Here is a 16386-nt window from a genome sequence, read left to right on the forward strand (position 1 = left end):
AATGTACGCGATTATAACCCTTTGCTCTTCCTATATAAGAAAACGGAAAATACAAAATGGACTGATGGTTGTCCTTATTTTTTTATCAACACTTTTACTGGCGACTTCTGTCACTATACTGACCAATACAAACAATATTTTTGAAAAAGCCCATCATGATTCAAATGGTGCCCATCAAATTTTAACAATGGGTAACAATATTCATAACCCGATTGCTGTAAACGAATGGTGGCAAGAGCAACCAGGCGTGACTACTTCTAGTCTCATACCCTATAGAAATTTATCTAGATTTACCTTCAATGGGAAAGAAATATCCAATATCTATTTATTTATGATGAATACGCCAAATACACCGTTTATGATTGATCAATTACTATTTTCTGAGGGTGAAAAGCAACTCTCTCCTCCTAAGGGTACGATTTGGATTCCCACATCATTGGCATCAAGCGCTACCATTTCGCTCGGTGATGCAATTGAATTTCATACAGGTGAGAGCACGTTTAATTTAACAGTGTCAGGTATTGTGGTTGATATGCCATACGGAGGCCCTTTTACAACAAATGCTCGTATCTGGATGAACAATACTGATTATCAACAGCATTTAGCAACCATGACAGGTTCTGATCAGTACATGATGGCATTACGCTTTAATGACTATCAGCAAAACACCAATTATTGGGGTGATTTTGAAAAGTATCTGCAGGGACCTTATCTTGAATCTAAAATGGAATATGAAGAAATAGCTTCTTTTTATTTGATCATTAATAAAATCATTGGCTTTATTATGATCGCCTTTGGTATAGCTATGCTTTTGGTTTCCTTGTTTGTTATTGGTTTTAGCATTTCCGATGCCATTTTAACGAATTACAGAACAATAGGCGTTATAAAATCATTGGGTCTTTCTTCTCGAGAGATAAGTATCACTTACGTATTACAATTCGGATTGTTATCTGCTGTCGCGATTATACCTGGCATCATCATTAGTAAATTCCTTTCCAGAATAATTATAGAAAGCTCCTTATCATATATGAAGGCAGGAAATCATTTAACCATACATCAAGATACTCTACTCAACATAGTGATTGGTCTCATCTTATTTGGCATTGTGCTACTCACTGCCTATTTCTACTCACACAAGGCGCGAAATGTAGAGCCTGTTCAAGCCATCAAATATGGGATGTCAGAAAGTGCAAATAGTAAAATGAATCGGCGCAGAAACAGCTCGAATAGATTATTTCGATTAAGCAGTCTACCGATTCAACTTCAAATTGGTCTTAAAAGTATCACAAAAAACATAAAAAGTTCCATTCTTGTTATTGCACTTACTTCCATTACGTCTGCCATACTAGTCTTTAGTGTAGTCATATTAAATAGCTTTATTTCCATCAAAGAAACATCTCCTTCATGGGGATATGATGCCTCACATGTAGTAGTAACTGTATCTAATAAAGAAACTTTTACGAAACAACAATTTGAAGATTTTTTAATGGCTGATGAACGGGTTAAAGATCATGCATGGCTTGATCAATTCACAGGCATACTTCCTAATGACAGCAATCCCCCATTAAATATTAATGTCAATGTGATTGAGGGTAGCTTTGATGCCGCTGGCTATGTGACAATGTCTGGCCGTAATCCAATCAGTAAGAACGAAATCACGATTGGACTCAATGTCGCTCGCGCTTTAAATAAAAATATAGGCGACATTGTAGAAGTTTATCTTGAGGGGAAACCGCATTTTCTTATTGTTACTGGAATCTATCAATCGATAGCAAATATGTCAAATTCAGCAAGGATTACAGCAGAGGTTATTAAAGTTTATAATACTACCTACACTACTTCAGAGGTAAGTATGATTAATCTTTTAGATGAAACAGTCGCTACGCCATTCGTTGAGGATTTAAATACGCACTTTAAAAGTTCTGTATCAGCTGTCACACAACAGCTATTATTAGATGCCGTCTTTAAAGAAGTCGTGGCCGTTTTAGTCATTCCCCTTTCAATTGTTGGTATTTTATTTGTCATCGTAACCTGCATCATTATTTTTAGTGTATCACGAATTAATGTTAGAAAAGAAAGTAGCACGTATGGCATTTATAAATCGATTGGAATGACCTCTACAAATATTAGATGGTCGATTACAATAGGTATTTTAATTCTATCCATAATAGGTGCATTAGCAGGAATCTTTATCGGGATAAAATTAATTCCTCTTGCACTTCAGTCAATTATTTTAGATTATGGCTTACTCGAACTACCGCTTGTTATAAACTGGCCAACAAGTATCGGTATAAGCTTTGTAAGTGTAATAGCTGCCATTTTTGGCGGCTGGATTTCGACCAAAATAATTGCTAAAACGTCGCCTCGCATATTAATTGTTGAATAAATAAATTTGGCCCCTACTAGTTTAGGGGCCTCTCTTTAATCATTCAAAAAAATTCTCTTCAGATAGCACTACGATATTGTTTCTTCGAAGCAATGCCGTAGTTACTCCTTCGCCAGCTAATTTTGTTCCATTAAACGCACCGTTATAAATCTTTGCACTGCCACAGGATGGGCTATATTCCTTTAAAATGACATGAGTTGCCCCTACCTCAAGTGCTTTTTGTAAGGTTGCATAGGCTCCCTTCAGATATAAATTTGTGACATCTCGTCCAGAACTTTCAACCACTGTTGTGTTGCCATCAAGTACATCTTGTCCATTGCCACCTACAATTTCAGCCGGTTCGCGGGGCGTTGAAAAGCCTCCCATCAGCTCTGGGCAAACGGTGACAGCTTTATTTTCTAACACAAGCTTTTGTATTTTTTCATCTAGACTGTTTGTGCCATTATAACGAACATTTAAACCTGCTAAGCAAGCACTTATTAAAATCATCTTTTTCACACTCCCTCTACTATCTTTATTCCACTATAACACGCATGCTACAATAATTATGAAGACCAAGGGAGGAGATAAAATGCCTGATCCTATTTTGATTTTACCTTATACAGATGAATGGGCTAAGGAATTTCATAGCATAGGCTGTCAATTACGGGAGGCCATAGGAAACACAGCGCTGAGAATTGATCATATTGGCTCAACTGCTGTAACAGGGCTAGCAGCAAAGCCTGTAATTGATATACAAATATCCGTCGCATCGTTTACACCATTGGCAGCATTTAAAGCTCCATTAGAATCTCTAGGTTTTAGTTATCGAGCAGAAAATCCAGACAAGTCTAAACGCTATTTTCGAGAGGCTCCTGGAGATAGACGAGTACATATTCATGTTCGACAGGCTGGTAGTTGGGCAGAGCAGCTAGCCTTATTATTTCGAGATTTTTTGCGCCGTCATCCAGATTACTGTCGTCGCTATGAGCAGGTAAAATATGTATTGGCTAAGAAATACCAATATAATCGTCAACTTTATACAAAATCTAAAGAATCGATCATATGGGAAATTTTAAAACAAGCAAATCATTGGAGTCAGCAGACTGGCTGGTCTCCTGCCAATTCAGATAACTAAAGAAAAAGGAGGAACAAACTTGGCTGAATTTACAATTTGTTTTCTGAAGAAAGGTGATTATATCCTTTTATTGAATAGAGATAAGCCTCAGTGGATGGGCGCATGGAATGGTGTTGGTGGCAAAATTGAACAGGATGAAACACCATTAGCTGGTGCCTTACGAGAAATTAAAGAAGAAACAGGCATTACGGTTGAGGATATTACCTATAAGGGTAAGATTACCTGGACAGATGGCGTTGTAAACTATGGTTGTATGTATGCGTTTATAGCGGAACTACCTGAATCTTTCCCATATGTAACACCGATAAAGGTTGCTGAGGGCATTCTTGATTGGAAGGAGCTTACTTGGATTTTACACCCTGAAAATGTAGGTATTGCGGACTTAAAATATTATTTACCTAAGATGCTCAATGAAACAACTAACTATGATTATATTTTTACATATCAAGATAAGAAATTAGTCAATATCTCTTCAGCACCAATTGAACAAACATCGACTGTCTAATAATAAATAAGCCTCGTCCATGCAATAGGTGCATAACGAGGCTTGTTTTTAGAATCTTGGTTGTGCAAAGCGCATTCTGCATATTGACCAATTTAAGCTTGTATTTTGGATGTCATCATGTATTTCCCATAAGCTATCCACGATTCGCAATTCAACATTGCGCTCCAATAATGCTTTAGCTATATCATTGATCTCTGAGACATGGATGGGCATTTGTGTTAATTCACTCGTATAATAGCCCGCAATATCATCCTGTAAAGTGAATCCATTACTATCAAACTCATACAGGTAAAGACTTGTAGTTTTCAATACTTCCCACCACTTGTTTTCTATGACTACTACATGTAAAGCTTGATGTAGATATTGCTGTCTGTCCTGCTCTGTTGTTTGATCTCCTGCATGAAAGCAGACACGCGGACAATCTCTTGGCGTTAAATAGTTTGGCAGGCATCTTTCGTTGATTGCCCATACTAGCCCTTTTTTGGCATCTAAATCTGGTCGCTCAGGCAGTCGAGGATGAAAAATCATAATAGTAGGGTCTTCACTGACATGAAATAAACGCATCGGTACTTCTCCTTTATTTCTTTAATTTAAAAACAATAAAATCTGCACAATGCAAATCTTCCGCAAATTGAGGGTACTTCCTTAGCATGTCTTGTGATGGCTTGGGCTCTACAATAGTCTCAATAGTAAATCCAGCTTGCCTAATTGCTTGCACATAGCTTGTTAATGTTCGGTGGTATAGAACTATTGGTGGGTCAGCATCTAGCTGGTGATACTCCCCTTCATAAAAATAACGTTGGACTTTCCAATACTGTTGATCTAGCTGCTCATGTCTCATCCATCCACTATTTGGTGTCACAAAGCATGGGTGTAAAATCGAAAAAATAAAAGTGCAATTAGGTTTTAATAATCGAAACATCTCACATAAAGCAGCCTGATAATCCTCTAAATCTTGGAGAACCATATTTGAAACAATACCATCAAATTGTTCATCTGCTAAAAAGGATAAATTTTCACAATTCCCGTGTAAAAATTGAATAGCTTCCTGCTGTGATGTTCTTTCCAAAGCAATGTCTAGCATTTTTTGTGAAAAATCAACAGCTGTTACTCTTGCACCCTTCTTTCCCAGTAATCTGCTTAAATAGCCTTCTCCACATCCTGCATCTAATAGATGGTTTCCATCTACCTCACCTAGCAAAGAAAAGATGGTGGGATTTAACAGTACGACACGATGAATATCCCCCTGCTCATCGTAGTTTGCTGTATACCTTTCCGCATATCGATTCCAGCGTTGAATAGCTTGTTCTGTGTTCATTTACAGTCCCCATTTCAAAGTAAAATCGTAACGTTACGTCCTGTGTGCACTTGTCTATTTTTCCATATAAAGAAAAAAATATATAGACTTTTATTTTATTTTTTAATATCATGTAGATAGAGGCACGGCTTCTTTAAGTAAATGATAAAGCCAGAAATCCAAATAGGATTTCTGGCTTTTATGCGTTATATAGAAATTGTATGTTCAGCAACAGCTTCTTTTTTTACAGTTAGCCATCTACCAATTACCATAACGAGCAATGCAAGAAACACTATGACACCAGCAAATATAAGTGCTGCTTTATAGCTACTATAAACTTCAACCAGTTTTCCTGCGATAATCGGTCCGATAATTTGTCCAAAAGCATAAAAGGTTGTTAATAAAGAAACAACGAATCCGCTCTTTGTCGGGAATAGGTGTCGTGCATAGGAAGTAGTTAGCGTGACAATTCCTACAAAGGTTAGACCGAATAAAAAAGATGCTAATAAAACGCTCCATACCGTTTGTGCAAAAACAGGTAACAGGATACCAACCACTTGCAGTATGTATGCCACAAACAAAATTTTTATAGCTGAAAACTTCTCTAATAAGACCGTCCAAACAGGAGCTGATGGAATAGCCGCGAGCCCCACAATGACCCAGCTATAGGAAGAGTAAGCTTGAAGAGAAGGAATATTATGAATAATATCGACTAAAAAAGTACCTGTAATAATATAGCCTAACCCCTCTAAACCATAGGATAAAATCAGCCATGGCATAAAACCCTTTGTCATTTTTGTATCAAGAGATTTCGTAACTTTTGTGCTGTCCTGCACCACTAAACTTCTCCATAAATAAGAGGTAATAAATAAAAAAATCGCTGATAAAATTCCTAAGCCTAACCATGCACCCTGCCAAGCAAATCTTGCTTCTATAGCAGGTACACATAAACCTGAAATAGCAATCCCTAAGCCTATACCACTAAATACATAGCCAGACCATCGTGATAATGAATGCTTCGCCAAGTAATCCATAATAATACTCGATGTTAACACAAAAATAAGGCCCCCTGTAATGCCCGCAATTAAACGCAGAACTAGCCAAACACTATACACTTCTATTAAGCCCATTAATATAACAGATAGGACATTGGTAACAACACTTGCCATTAAAACATTTTTACGTTGACGATAAATGAACCCTGCCCATAATGCGCCAATGAAATAACCAATATAATTGCTTGAAGCTAAAAAACCAGCCACTTCCAATGAAAACCCTACATCATGACGCATAAAGGGTAGAATCGGTGTGAAGGCAAATCGACTAATCCCCATAGCAACAACTAATAATAAAATTCCTCCAAAGACAATTCCTATATGTTGTCGATTCATGATGAACCCCCCTCTCATATATTCTACTGTAATTAAAAGGATACAGAGCGCAAATTAATAAATCTAATATATAATGTATATAAAAGCATAAAAAAAATTTATGAAAGGTGTAACGACATGAATTTACATGCTCTACGTTTATTTACAAAGGTGGCTGAACTCAATAGTGTTTCCAAAGCGGCACAGACACTTATGATTAGTCAGCCTGCTGTAACCATTCAAATTCGAAATTTAGAGAAAGAACTAGGCTTGACACTGCTAGAAGCCAAAGGTAGGGGCATTTCGCTAACACAAAATGGTACTTTTTTATACAAACAGGCACAGCGCTTATTTGATCTAGAAACTGATATCGAAAATAAAGTTGAACAGCTTAAAAATACGGGCAATGAAGAACTGCAAATTGCCTCCACGCATGTTCCCTCCCATTTTTTACTACCTAAATGGTTAGCTCAATTTAAACAAGTTTATCCAGCAACACATATTCATTTAAAGACCGCCAATTCCCAGCAAGTGATTGAGGATTTACTCCATTATAAAGCTGATTTAGCTTTTATCGTCAAAGAAGATGGACATCATGCTGATATTAATTATCAATTTCTAATGAATTTGGATTATTGGTTTATTGTGCCGCACAATCATCATCTGGCAGGTCAAACAGTATCGCTTGCAGAACTTATGCAGCAGCCCTTCGTCACAAGGGAGGATGGTAGTTCCACAAAAGAATACTTAAATGCTCTATGTAAAGTGCATAAAATCCCTCCACCGAAAGTAGGTTTACAACTAGACGGGATTAATGAATCCATACATGCCATTGCGGCAGGTTTTGGTACAATGCTAGCACCATCCATAGCAGCTTCTAGCTTTATTCTACAGCAGCAAGTTGCCCGCGTTTTTATTAAGGACATTGATATCCAACGACCGATTTACCTTTGTACAAGAAAAAATGAATTGCATCACTCCACATCCTTTAATAATTTTCTTCACATCATCAATGAATCGATCATATAGAAAGAAGGCACTCTCAAATAGGTGCCTTCTTTTGTTATCTATCAACGCTTGTCAAAGCTGTAAAAATGTAGTTAAAAAGGTGCATGCATTTCTTTAGTCATTATATTAATATTCGTTTTTTTGTAGACTTAATAGTTTTTATAGCCTATAATAATCCATGTTATTATCAATAAACGAACATTAAGGTGGTTTTTATGTCTGAATATACGCATATTTTCAAAGGAACAGCTTTTACTAGTAAATCTGCTACTGACGTTCACATTTTAAAGGATTATTTATTTTTCATTAATGCTGACGGTATGATTGTTAAAACTATCGCTCCCGAACAACCTGATTACCAACAACTATTAATTACATATCAAAATCAAAATAACTTCCATGCATTAGCTGAAGGCCAATATTTCCTACCGGGATTTGTCGATTTGCATGTACATGCACCTCAATGGGCACAATCTGGGACAGCTTTAGACATTCCTCTTTACGATTGGTTAAACACATATACTTTCCCTATCGAATCAAAATTCTCCGATTTAGTATTTGCTCAAGAAGTTTATGAGGATTTAGTAAGCACACTACTTGCCAATGGTACAACTACATCATTATATTTTGCGACGGTCCATAAGGAGGCCAGTGTACTTTTAGCGAAAATCTGTGCTGAAAAGGGACAGCGAGGATTAGTCGGAAAAGTGGTCATGGACGATCCTGAACAGAATCCTGATTTTTATCGAGATGAAAACACAAAAACCGCATTAGAGGATACGGAGGAATTTATTTTAGCTGTAAAAAATTTAGCTAAAACGACTAAACAGGGTGTTTATCCCGTTGTCACTCCTCGCTTTATTCCAAGCTGTACAGACGGTGCCTTAAAGGGCTTAGGTGAATTAGCTGCGAAATATGATACACATATCCAATCACACTGTAGTGAAAGTGACTGGGAGCACAGCTACGTCAAAGAACGTTTCAACAAAAATGATGCCGTCGCCTTACATAATTTTGGTTTGTTAGGTGAAAAATCTGTCATGGCTCATTGTAATTTCTTAAGCGATGAGGATGCCAGATTATTTGCTGAAACTGGCACTGCCATAGGTCATTGTCCAATCTCTAATGCCTATTTTGCTAACAGCGTGATTCCAATCGCCCGCTTTCATGCAATGGGCGTTGATATTGGACTAGGTTCAGATGTTTCAGGCGGATTTTCTCCAAGTCTTTTTGATAATGCAAGACAAGCTGTTATGTCATCGAGAATGCTAGAGGATGGTGTAGATACAACCATTTCCGCCGAAAAGCGTGGTGTCCCAAATTCACGCATTACAATAAATGAGGCCTTCTATCTAGCGACAGCTGGTGGTGGAGAAAGCTTAAGTCTTCCAATTGGCCGTTTACAGGAAAACTATACATGGGATGTACAAATTATCGATACAAAAATTCCTACTGCTAGGCTTCCGATTTTTGATCCAAATGAAGATTTACACGATATATTCCAAAAAATCATGTATCTTGTACGGCCAGAAAATATCCGCGAGGTATGGGTGCAAGGAAATAAAGTTCATAGGAGAGGCTAATCATTCTCTTATTCTCTAATAAAAATCTATCATTTTGAGGTGTACAACTTCGTGGAAACACAACATAGAAAACTAACTAATCAAACAAAACAAACACAATTAACCGTGTTACCAGATGAAAAAATTTCGTTCGGCCAGTCTGCTCTACTCGGTTTACAGCATGTTATGGCTATGGATGTTTATGTGGTGCCCTTTTTAATTGCCATGCTAATCGGTCTACAAACTGGTCAGGCAAGCGCCTTGATTCAATCAACCTTTATTGCAGCTGGGGTCGCGACGATTGTGCAAACACATTTTTGTATGAAATTACCGATGGCACAAGGTCCATCCTATGTTCCACTTGGTGCCATTGTTGGGATCAATGCAGCAAGTGGTAGTGGTGATTTAGGTTGGAGTACTGTGCTAGGTGCTAGTTTAATTGGAGCCATTTTGGTTATTATTTTAGGCTATACAGGTATCTTCAATAAAATTGTCCAAACATTTATTCCACCAATTGTTGGTGGAACGATTATCTTTGTGGTTGGATTGTCCTTAATGCCTGTTGGTTTAAGTGATAATATTTTTAATGGTGCAGGCGCATCCATAAATCAAAACATTTATTTAGCACTTATCTCAGCATTCGTATTAATTATTTGTGTCATGTTAGGCACAGTCTTCCATCAAAAAGGACGTCTATTCCGAATTGCTTCTGTCATCATCGCCTTAATTGCTGGTAGTATTGCAGCAAATATCATGGGTGTTTTAGATTTATCTCCTGTATCGCAAGCCAAATGGTTTAGCATGCCACAAATTCCATTTGCAGATTTTAGTTTTAGCTTTAATTTTTCTGCTATTATCACAATGGTCATTATATATATTGTCTTAATGGCTGAAACAACAGGAACATGGTTTGCCATTAGCAATGTCATCGACCAACCTTTAACAAATAAACAAATTAACCGTGGTGTTATTGGTGAAGGAATTGGCTGCTTTATTGCTTCTTTACTTGGCTCCACTCCTGTGACAGGTTATTCAACAAATGCAGGTGTTATCTCTATTACTGGGATTGCGAGCCGTCGTGTCTTTATAGCAGCAGGTATTTGGTTTATCGTCTTCGGCTTCTCTGGTAAATTAGCAGCACTCATCTCAGCAATTCCTTCAGCTGTTATTGGTGGTGTATTTGTGATCGTCTGCGGCATAATAGCCATTAGTGGTTTACAGGTCATGAAAAATGAACATATTGGTGAAAAGGAAATGTATGTCATCGCGATTCCTGTTATTTTAACGTTAGCATTGACATTATTGCCTGATGATTTCCTGTATTCCTTACCTACAACCGTGCAGTATTTATTTGGTTCGCCTATTGCAACCGCTGCGCTCGTAGCGATTTTCCTTAATAAAATTTTACCAAGCTCAAAATAGTAGCTATCTACAACGCACAGCATCTCTAGTCCATTCGGATTGCAGGTGCTGTGTCTATTTATTTTCTAAAAATTCTGTTTCCTTCCCTATAAATCTGTTATACTAGAGTAAAAAAGTAGGGATTAAAATGGACTATGATGTCATAATAGTTGGTGCTGGCTCCATGGGGATGGCGGCTGGTTACTTTTTAGCAAAGGAAGGAAAAAATGTACTTATGCTAGATGCCTTTACTCCACCCCATGAAGTAGGTAGTCATCATGGGGATACAAGAATCATTCGCTTTGCCTATGGTGAAGGAGCTAGCTATGTACCTTTTGTAAAAAGAGCTGGCGAGCTTTGGCAAGAGCTAGAGTCTTTAGCAAATGAAAGCTTATTTTTACAAACTGGTGTAGTTAATATTGGAGAGCCAACATGTGCCTTCATTCAAAATGTGAAGGCTAGTGCTGCGCTCTATAATTTAGCGCTTGAACACTATTCACCTGCTGAAGCAATGAACAAATGGCCAGGGTTATTCTTGCCAAAAAATTTAGTTGCTTGCTTTGAACCTACAGCTGGTGTCCTTCGTGTCGAAGCATGTATTCAAGCCTATAAAAAATTAGCCTTGGAGGCGGGTGCAAGCCTTCGAACAAATGAAAAAGTATTGGCTATCCAAGCTGGTGATATTGTACAGGTACAAACAGTACATAATAGCTATAAAGCAAAGCAATTAATAGTAACGGCTGGTGCATGGGCAACAGAATTATTACAAACAGTAGACGTGAGCATACCCGTCACACCAACGCGGAAAACCTTTGCATGGTTTGAGGCAGATGAGCAGCTGTATCGTGATAAAGTTTTTCCAGCCTATTGCTTTGAATTTGCCGATTCAACCTACTACGGCTTTCCAAGTATTGATGGAGCGGGGTTAAAACTTGGACGACACGATGGTGGTGATGTGGTTAATCCAAACGACCCTCTACGTCCGTTTGATGCGTCTGATGCTGTTGACTTACAAAACTTCATTGATCAGTTTATGCCTCAGCATGGAACGCTTAAATACGGAAAAACATGTAAGTATTCGATGACACCAGATGAAGATTTCATCATCGACTTTTTACCTGAACATCAGAATATTGTGATTGCTGCAGGTTTTTCTGGTCATGGCTTTAAATTTAGTAGTGCCGTTGGGGAAGCTCTTGCAGATTTAATTATAGAAGGCAAAAGTAAACAAGATTTATCTACCTTTAAACTTAGTCGATTTTAGCAAAAAAGGATCGGTACAACGGTTAGTCGTTGCACCAATCCTTTATTTTGTTAACATCATTTGAAACTCTTGCCAATCATATAAACGTGGAAGATTTACATGCTGGTTATAAGATTGATTCTTTAAGATTACCTTAGTTGTCACATCATGAAGTGTCTCAAGTACTGCTGGTTTATCATCTACATAAATATCTAAAGCAAGCTCTTTTATAATGGCTACCTTTTCTGCATCTTGCATGCCACAAAAAAAATGACCGTCTGTTATTGGAAAGCCCTGTGCTTCCATCCAAGCTTTTGTTTGCGCACAATATTGCTTTGGACGAGATGTAATATAGTAAATGTCATGTCCCTGCTCTGCTAAAGCTTGGAGGGCTTTTAAAGCACCATCAAAAGATGGACAGTCCGTAAAATAGATCTCTTCCAATGCGCTATTCCACAAGGCAGTTCCTTCCTCATCTGTTAATCCAAATGGTTCATGAATTTCTACTCGTTGTATCGCTTGAAAGGTTTCAAAGGAAACCTTTTTGCCAAGCTTTTTATTATAAAGTGAAAAGGCATGTGCTCGTAAATCAATTAATGTGTCATCTATATCAAAGCCAAACTTCATCTAGTTGTTCGTCCTTTCACGAAGCCTTGTTTATAAAGTTAGAAGCAAATGTCTGTTCTTTTTCAATTTGTTTTGCTAATACTTCCTCAATGGCTTGCTTACGCATTTGTTGAAAATATTGTACGTTAAATTGTGCTAGTGTGTCTTTATTTAGCAATGATGCAAGACAATCTGCATCTTTTAGTGCACTATTCAGCCCAAAAGCGCCTGTTGGTGTCATTGTATGAACAGCGTCCCCTAGCAAGACAAGGCCCTTTGTCCCCCAACTATTACAATGGCTACTAAAGACATCAAGCAAAACAAAATCCTGCCAGGAAGTTATCTGTGCCTGCACTGTCTTCGTTAATTCTGGAAATGCCTCCACAAGCTGCTGGATAAAGGGTGTAAACGCTAGTTTTCGAAGCTGAGGGAAACTACCTTGCTCAATATTCCAGCCTATTTGAAGATAACCACCAACTTGTGTAAACAATGACAGCTGCTTATCATCGATGAGTGCCATTTTTATGGATGGTTCCCAATCAGCTGGCGCAGGAATTTTAGCCCACAGTAAATCAAAGCCATGCTTCTGTTTCTGAACATCAATATGTGCTTGCTTACGAATAGTAGAATAACGACCATCCGCACCGATAATTAACTGACTATCGATTTGTATAGGGTCCCCGTTTTTTATCGCCATAACGCCTCTATAATGACCAGTAGCATCCGCGATCAGCTTTGTTACCTTTGTATGTAGCAAGCATGTAAAGTTAGGGAACAGCTGTGCTTTTTGTAAAATTCCTTTTAATAAATTTGCCTGTGGTACATGAATGCCTAAATGTCCTATTGCTTCATCTGGAAGAATTGTTTTAAATGCTCTGCCACCAGCATAATACTCAAGTTTCTCCATTCGTAATATACCGAGTGCCTCGACTGCTTCGAAAAGATGGTGGCTTTTTAAAACAGCCTCCCCTTCCTCATTTAAATGCTCGCCACGAAATGCCTGACCAAGTGCTACATTTTGCTCTAATAAAATCACTGACAGCCCTTTTTTAGCAAGTAGGTAGGATAACAATGCACCAGCAGGACCTGCCCCTACTATACAGACATCTGCTTGATAGTTCACTTTTCTTCACCCTGCTTTGGATAGGCAATAATACGCAAATCCTCGCCTATTTTATCAAATGATGCAAACTCAACATTCCATGCCTCATGCATGAGAGAGGGATTATAGCCAGCAAACGGCGTTAACGATAGATTTCCACCCAAAACTTTAGGTGCTATATATACTACATATTTATCGATTGCACCTTGCTGTAAAAAGGAAGCATTCATTTTACTTCCACCTTCTAGCAAAATATCTGTTATGCCGTGTATATAAAGCTTTTCAAGCATCTCATCAATCTGTAATCCATATTCATTTTTTTGTACGGGTAAAACTGTAACACCTTTTTCTGTAAATAAATGAATTTTTTCTTGGCTTACGTCGTCACTACAAACAAGAATCGTTGGTGCATCCTCTGTATTCAAGACATTTGCATTGTCAGGTGTACGTAGAGAACTATCCATAATAATACGTGTTGGATTTTTTCCATATCCTTCTTTTAGTCTTGTTGTTAAAGAAGGATTATCAGCAATGACTGTACCCACGCCAACTAAAATTCCATCTACTTCATGACGAATATGGTGAACATCCTCACGTGCACCCTCTCCAGTTACCCATTTTGAATGTCCTGTATGCGTAGCAATTTTCCCATCTAGAGTCATAGCAAATTTTGAAATAACAAAAGGACGATGCGTAAGCATATTGTGAATAAAACGCTCATTTAAACGGCGCGCTTGTTGCTCTAAAACCCCCACTTCCACCATTATTCCAGCATCTTGTAGCAATTGGATGCCACGACCTGCTACTGCTGGATTTGGATCTTGCATAGCAATTACCACTCGACTGACACCAGATTCCTTCACTAAATTGGCACAAGGAGGTGTCTTACCATAATGTGAACAAGGCTCTAACGTTACATATAACGTAGCACCCAGTGCATGCTCTCCAGCCATTCGAAAAGCATGCACTTCAGCATGTGGTTCCCCTGCTTTTCTGTGTAAACCTGTACCTACAATCACACCGTTCTTCACGATTACAGCCCCAACAAGTGGATTAGGGTTCGTATTTCCTTTAGCACTAGCTGCTAAATCCAAAGCCAGTTGCATATACTTTTCATCTACATTCATCATCATCGCAACCTCCACCTATTGCTTTTCACGTATATGTCCAGATTTTTCAACTTTCGTTTCTAAATAAAAACGATTCGTCTCTGTCAAACCGCCCCATAAAGGAACATGCCCTTCCGCAGCCATGCCACGAGCCTGTAATGCAGCCAATTTCTTCGGATTATTTGTAATAAGTGTTACTGGTTTGGTACGCAGTGTAGCTAATACCGCAAGTGCTTCGTCATAAGAACGTGTATCATCTGGGAAGCCAAGTGCATGGTTTGCTTCAACTGTATCGAGCCCTTCCTCTTGCAATAAATAAGCAAGAGATTTAGAGAATAGTCCAATACCACGACCTTCATGATCAGCTAAATAAAATATAGCACCACAGCCATGCTCAACTATCATTTTCATAGACTCATGCAACTGGTATCCACAATCACAACGCTGGCTGCCAAATATGTCGCCTGTGTGACAAATACTATGCATTCGGATTAAAGCATCTTCTGAATGGGTAAAATCACCATATACAAGCACAGAGGATTGTTGTAAAAATGCTAAATTAGCAGCGGCTAATCCATCAATGATTTCTTCTTTAGTTAAATTCGCATCAATTTTAAGCCAGTTATACCATTGAAAAGTTGCAGAAAAATCGCCTTGTTTTACAGGTAATTTCACTGGTCCAACTAGGCAAATATTCTCTGTATTTGTATGCTTTACTAACGTCATTTTATCTTTTACTAAGTCCATCACTTTAGTTGTAATTGTCATATTAATCTCCAACCTTCTATAGAAACAGTTGGCTAAATTCACCAACTGAGCACATGTATTTTCACATCACTTACATAACGTAACTTAGTTTATAATAATAACTAAAAAGTGTCAATCGACAGCTATTACTCTTTAATTATAATTATTAGGGATGATAATTTTATTATTACTTTTTCATCATATACTACTAGCTTATGGAGATGCTATTTTTTCTGTGCAGGCTAGTCTATAATAAGCTGTGGTACTGTAATGACGAAAGGAAGTTTAACATGAACTTAGAAAAAAATGTTCAACTAAAGCAACCAAAATATCAACAAATAGCCATTGATCTCGCCTCCAAGATTGTTGAAAGAAAATACAGCATTGGCGATAAAATATATGCAAGATCCTCTCTTGCCAGTCAATATAATGTTTCTGCTGAGACGGCAAGAAGAGCTATTGCCGTTTTGCAAGACTTAGAAATTGTTGAAGCTTCAAAAGGTAGTGGCGTAATTATAAAATCGTATGAAAAAGCGGCTCAATTCGTCAGACAGTTTCATGATGTACAATCGATTCATGAAATACAAAATGAGCTTTTGACAAGTATTCAAAAGCAACATCATGAATTGATTAATTTACAAGACAAGGCAAAGCAACTAATTAGCCGCACAGAGCATTACCGGTCAGTCAATCCGTTCATCCCCTATCAATTAGAAATGACAGCTGATAGTCCATGCATTCATCAAACTGTACAAGCTTTAAATTTTTGGCAAAATACTTCTAGTACTATCGTTGGTATTCGACGTGGCAATGAATTATTACTATCCCCTGGTCCTTATGTCTCATTTGAAGAAGGGGACATTATTTATTTTGTTGGAAATGATGAAAGTTTCGCTAGAGTTCAAAGCTTTTTATACCCAAATTAAAATCCGT

16 protein-coding genes are annotated in these 16386 nt (G+C 37.9%); 8 read left to right on the forward strand and 8 right to left on the reverse strand.

What is annotated here, in order from left to right; all coding sequences use genetic code 11:
* The first annotated feature begins 1 nt into the window (after position 1).
* Entirely contained in the window at positions 2 to 2386 is a 2385-nt protein-coding gene (locus C7B89_RS08495; RefSeq protein WP_115673495.1) for an ABC transporter permease, read from the forward strand.
* Positions 2387 to 2425: 39 nt separating this feature from the next.
* On the opposite strand, the gene C7B89_RS08500 is transcribed toward C7B89_RS08495, so the two are convergent.
* Positions 2426 to 2875: a 2-thiouracil desulfurase family protein gene (locus C7B89_RS08500; protein WP_115673496.1), complete on the reverse strand. Its 450-nt coding sequence runs from the start codon at positions 2873 to 2875 to the stop codon at positions 2426 to 2428.
* An 82-nt stretch (positions 2876 to 2957) separates the two neighbouring features.
* On the opposite strand from C7B89_RS08500, the gene C7B89_RS08505 reads away from it, so the two are divergent.
* Both C7B89_RS08505 and C7B89_RS08510 read left to right on the forward strand, forming a co-directional pair.
* Complete coding sequence (locus C7B89_RS08505) at positions 2958 to 3503, forward strand: GrpB family protein (protein WP_115673497.1); 546 nt, start codon at positions 2958 to 2960, stop codon at positions 3501 to 3503.
* A 19-nt stretch (positions 3504 to 3522) separates the two neighbouring features.
* Positions 3523 to 4008: an NUDIX hydrolase gene (locus tag C7B89_RS08510; RefSeq protein ID WP_066036627.1), complete on the forward strand. Its 486-nt coding sequence runs from the start codon at positions 3523 to 3525 to the stop codon at positions 4006 to 4008.
* A 48-nt stretch (positions 4009 to 4056) separates the two neighbouring features.
* Here C7B89_RS08510 and C7B89_RS08515 read toward each other — a convergent pair whose 3' ends face one another.
* The 3 genes from C7B89_RS08515 to C7B89_RS08525 all read right to left on the reverse strand — a co-directional run bounded on the left by C7B89_RS08515 (position 4057) and on the right by C7B89_RS08525 (position 6696).
* A complete protein-coding gene (locus C7B89_RS08515; RefSeq protein WP_115673498.1) occupies positions 4057 to 4572 on the reverse strand; it encodes a DUF6886 family protein in 516 nt (171 codons plus the stop codon).
* A gap of 13 nt (positions 4573 to 4585) precedes the next feature.
* Complete coding sequence (locus tag C7B89_RS08520; protein WP_115673499.1) at positions 4586 to 5326, reverse strand: class I SAM-dependent methyltransferase; 741 nt, start codon at positions 5324 to 5326, stop codon at positions 4586 to 4588.
* Between the two features lie 185 nt (positions 5327 to 5511).
* Positions 5512 to 6696, reverse strand: coding sequence for a YbfB/YjiJ family MFS transporter (locus C7B89_RS08525; RefSeq protein ID WP_115673500.1), 1185 nt, complete (start codon positions 6694 to 6696; stop codon positions 5512 to 5514).
* 117 nt (positions 6697 to 6813) lie between these two features.
* On the opposite strand from C7B89_RS08525, the gene C7B89_RS08530 reads away from it, so the two are divergent.
* The 4 genes from C7B89_RS08530 (at position 6814) to solA (ending at position 11910) form a co-directional block, all read left to right on the forward strand.
* Positions 6814 to 7704 carry a LysR family transcriptional regulator gene (locus C7B89_RS08530; RefSeq protein ID WP_115673501.1) on the forward strand — a complete coding sequence of 297 codons (891 nt, stop codon included), beginning with the start codon at positions 6814 to 6816 and terminating at the stop codon, positions 7702 to 7704.
* A gap of 194 nt (positions 7705 to 7898) precedes the next feature.
* Entirely contained in the window at positions 7899 to 9266 is a 1368-nt protein-coding gene (gene guaD, locus C7B89_RS08535; RefSeq protein ID WP_112117588.1) for a guanine deaminase, read from the forward strand.
* Positions 9267 to 9317: 51 nt separating this feature from the next.
* The gene (locus C7B89_RS08540; RefSeq protein ID WP_115673502.1) at positions 9318 to 10667 is read left to right on the forward strand and encodes a uracil-xanthine permease family protein; all 1350 of its coding nucleotides are present in this window, start codon (positions 9318 to 9320) and stop codon (positions 10665 to 10667) included.
* Positions 10668 to 10794: 127 nt separating this feature from the next.
* Positions 10795 to 11910 (forward strand): N-methyl-L-tryptophan oxidase, encoded by a 1116-nt coding sequence (gene solA, locus C7B89_RS08545; RefSeq protein ID WP_115673503.1) that lies wholly within the window; start codon positions 10795 to 10797, stop codon positions 11908 to 11910.
* Between the two features lie 42 nt (positions 11911 to 11952).
* Here the strand turns inward: solA and C7B89_RS08550 are convergent, their stop codons facing one another.
* Genes C7B89_RS08550 through C7B89_RS08565 form a run of 4 tightly spaced genes read right to left on the reverse strand, consistent with a single transcriptional unit; the run spans position 11953 to position 15474 of the window.
* Positions 11953 to 12516, reverse strand: coding sequence for a 5' nucleotidase, NT5C type (locus tag C7B89_RS08550; protein WP_115673504.1), 564 nt, complete (start codon positions 12514 to 12516; stop codon positions 11953 to 11955).
* A gap of 16 nt (positions 12517 to 12532) precedes the next feature.
* Positions 12533 to 13618 carry an FAD-dependent monooxygenase gene (locus C7B89_RS08555; RefSeq protein WP_112117585.1) on the reverse strand — a complete coding sequence of 362 codons (1086 nt, stop codon included), beginning with the start codon at positions 13616 to 13618 and terminating at the stop codon, positions 12533 to 12535.
* On the reverse strand, positions 13615 to 14727 hold the full coding sequence (ribD, locus tag C7B89_RS08560) for a bifunctional diaminohydroxyphosphoribosylaminopyrimidine deaminase/5-amino-6-(5-phosphoribosylamino)uracil reductase RibD (protein WP_081011052.1): 1113 nt from the start codon (positions 14725 to 14727) through the stop codon (positions 13615 to 13617). The genes C7B89_RS08555 and ribD overlap by 4 nt, the downstream gene beginning before the upstream one ends.
* 15 nt (positions 14728 to 14742) lie before the next feature.
* Positions 14743 to 15474, reverse strand: coding sequence for a GTP cyclohydrolase II (locus C7B89_RS08565; RefSeq protein ID WP_048391249.1), 732 nt, complete (start codon positions 15472 to 15474; stop codon positions 14743 to 14745).
* A 269-nt stretch (positions 15475 to 15743) separates the two neighbouring features.
* Between C7B89_RS08565 and C7B89_RS08570 the strand changes: the two genes are divergently transcribed.
* Positions 15744 to 16379 carry a GntR family transcriptional regulator gene (locus C7B89_RS08570; protein ID WP_048391250.1) on the forward strand — a complete coding sequence of 212 codons (636 nt, stop codon included), beginning with the start codon at positions 15744 to 15746 and terminating at the stop codon, positions 16377 to 16379.
* The last annotated feature ends 7 nt before the right edge of the window (positions 16380 to 16386 follow it).

Origin of the sequence: Lysinibacillus capsici, assembly GCF_003367505.1 — a bacterium.
Classification (GTDB): Bacteria; Bacillota; Bacilli; order Bacillales_A; family Planococcaceae; genus Lysinibacillus; species Lysinibacillus capsici.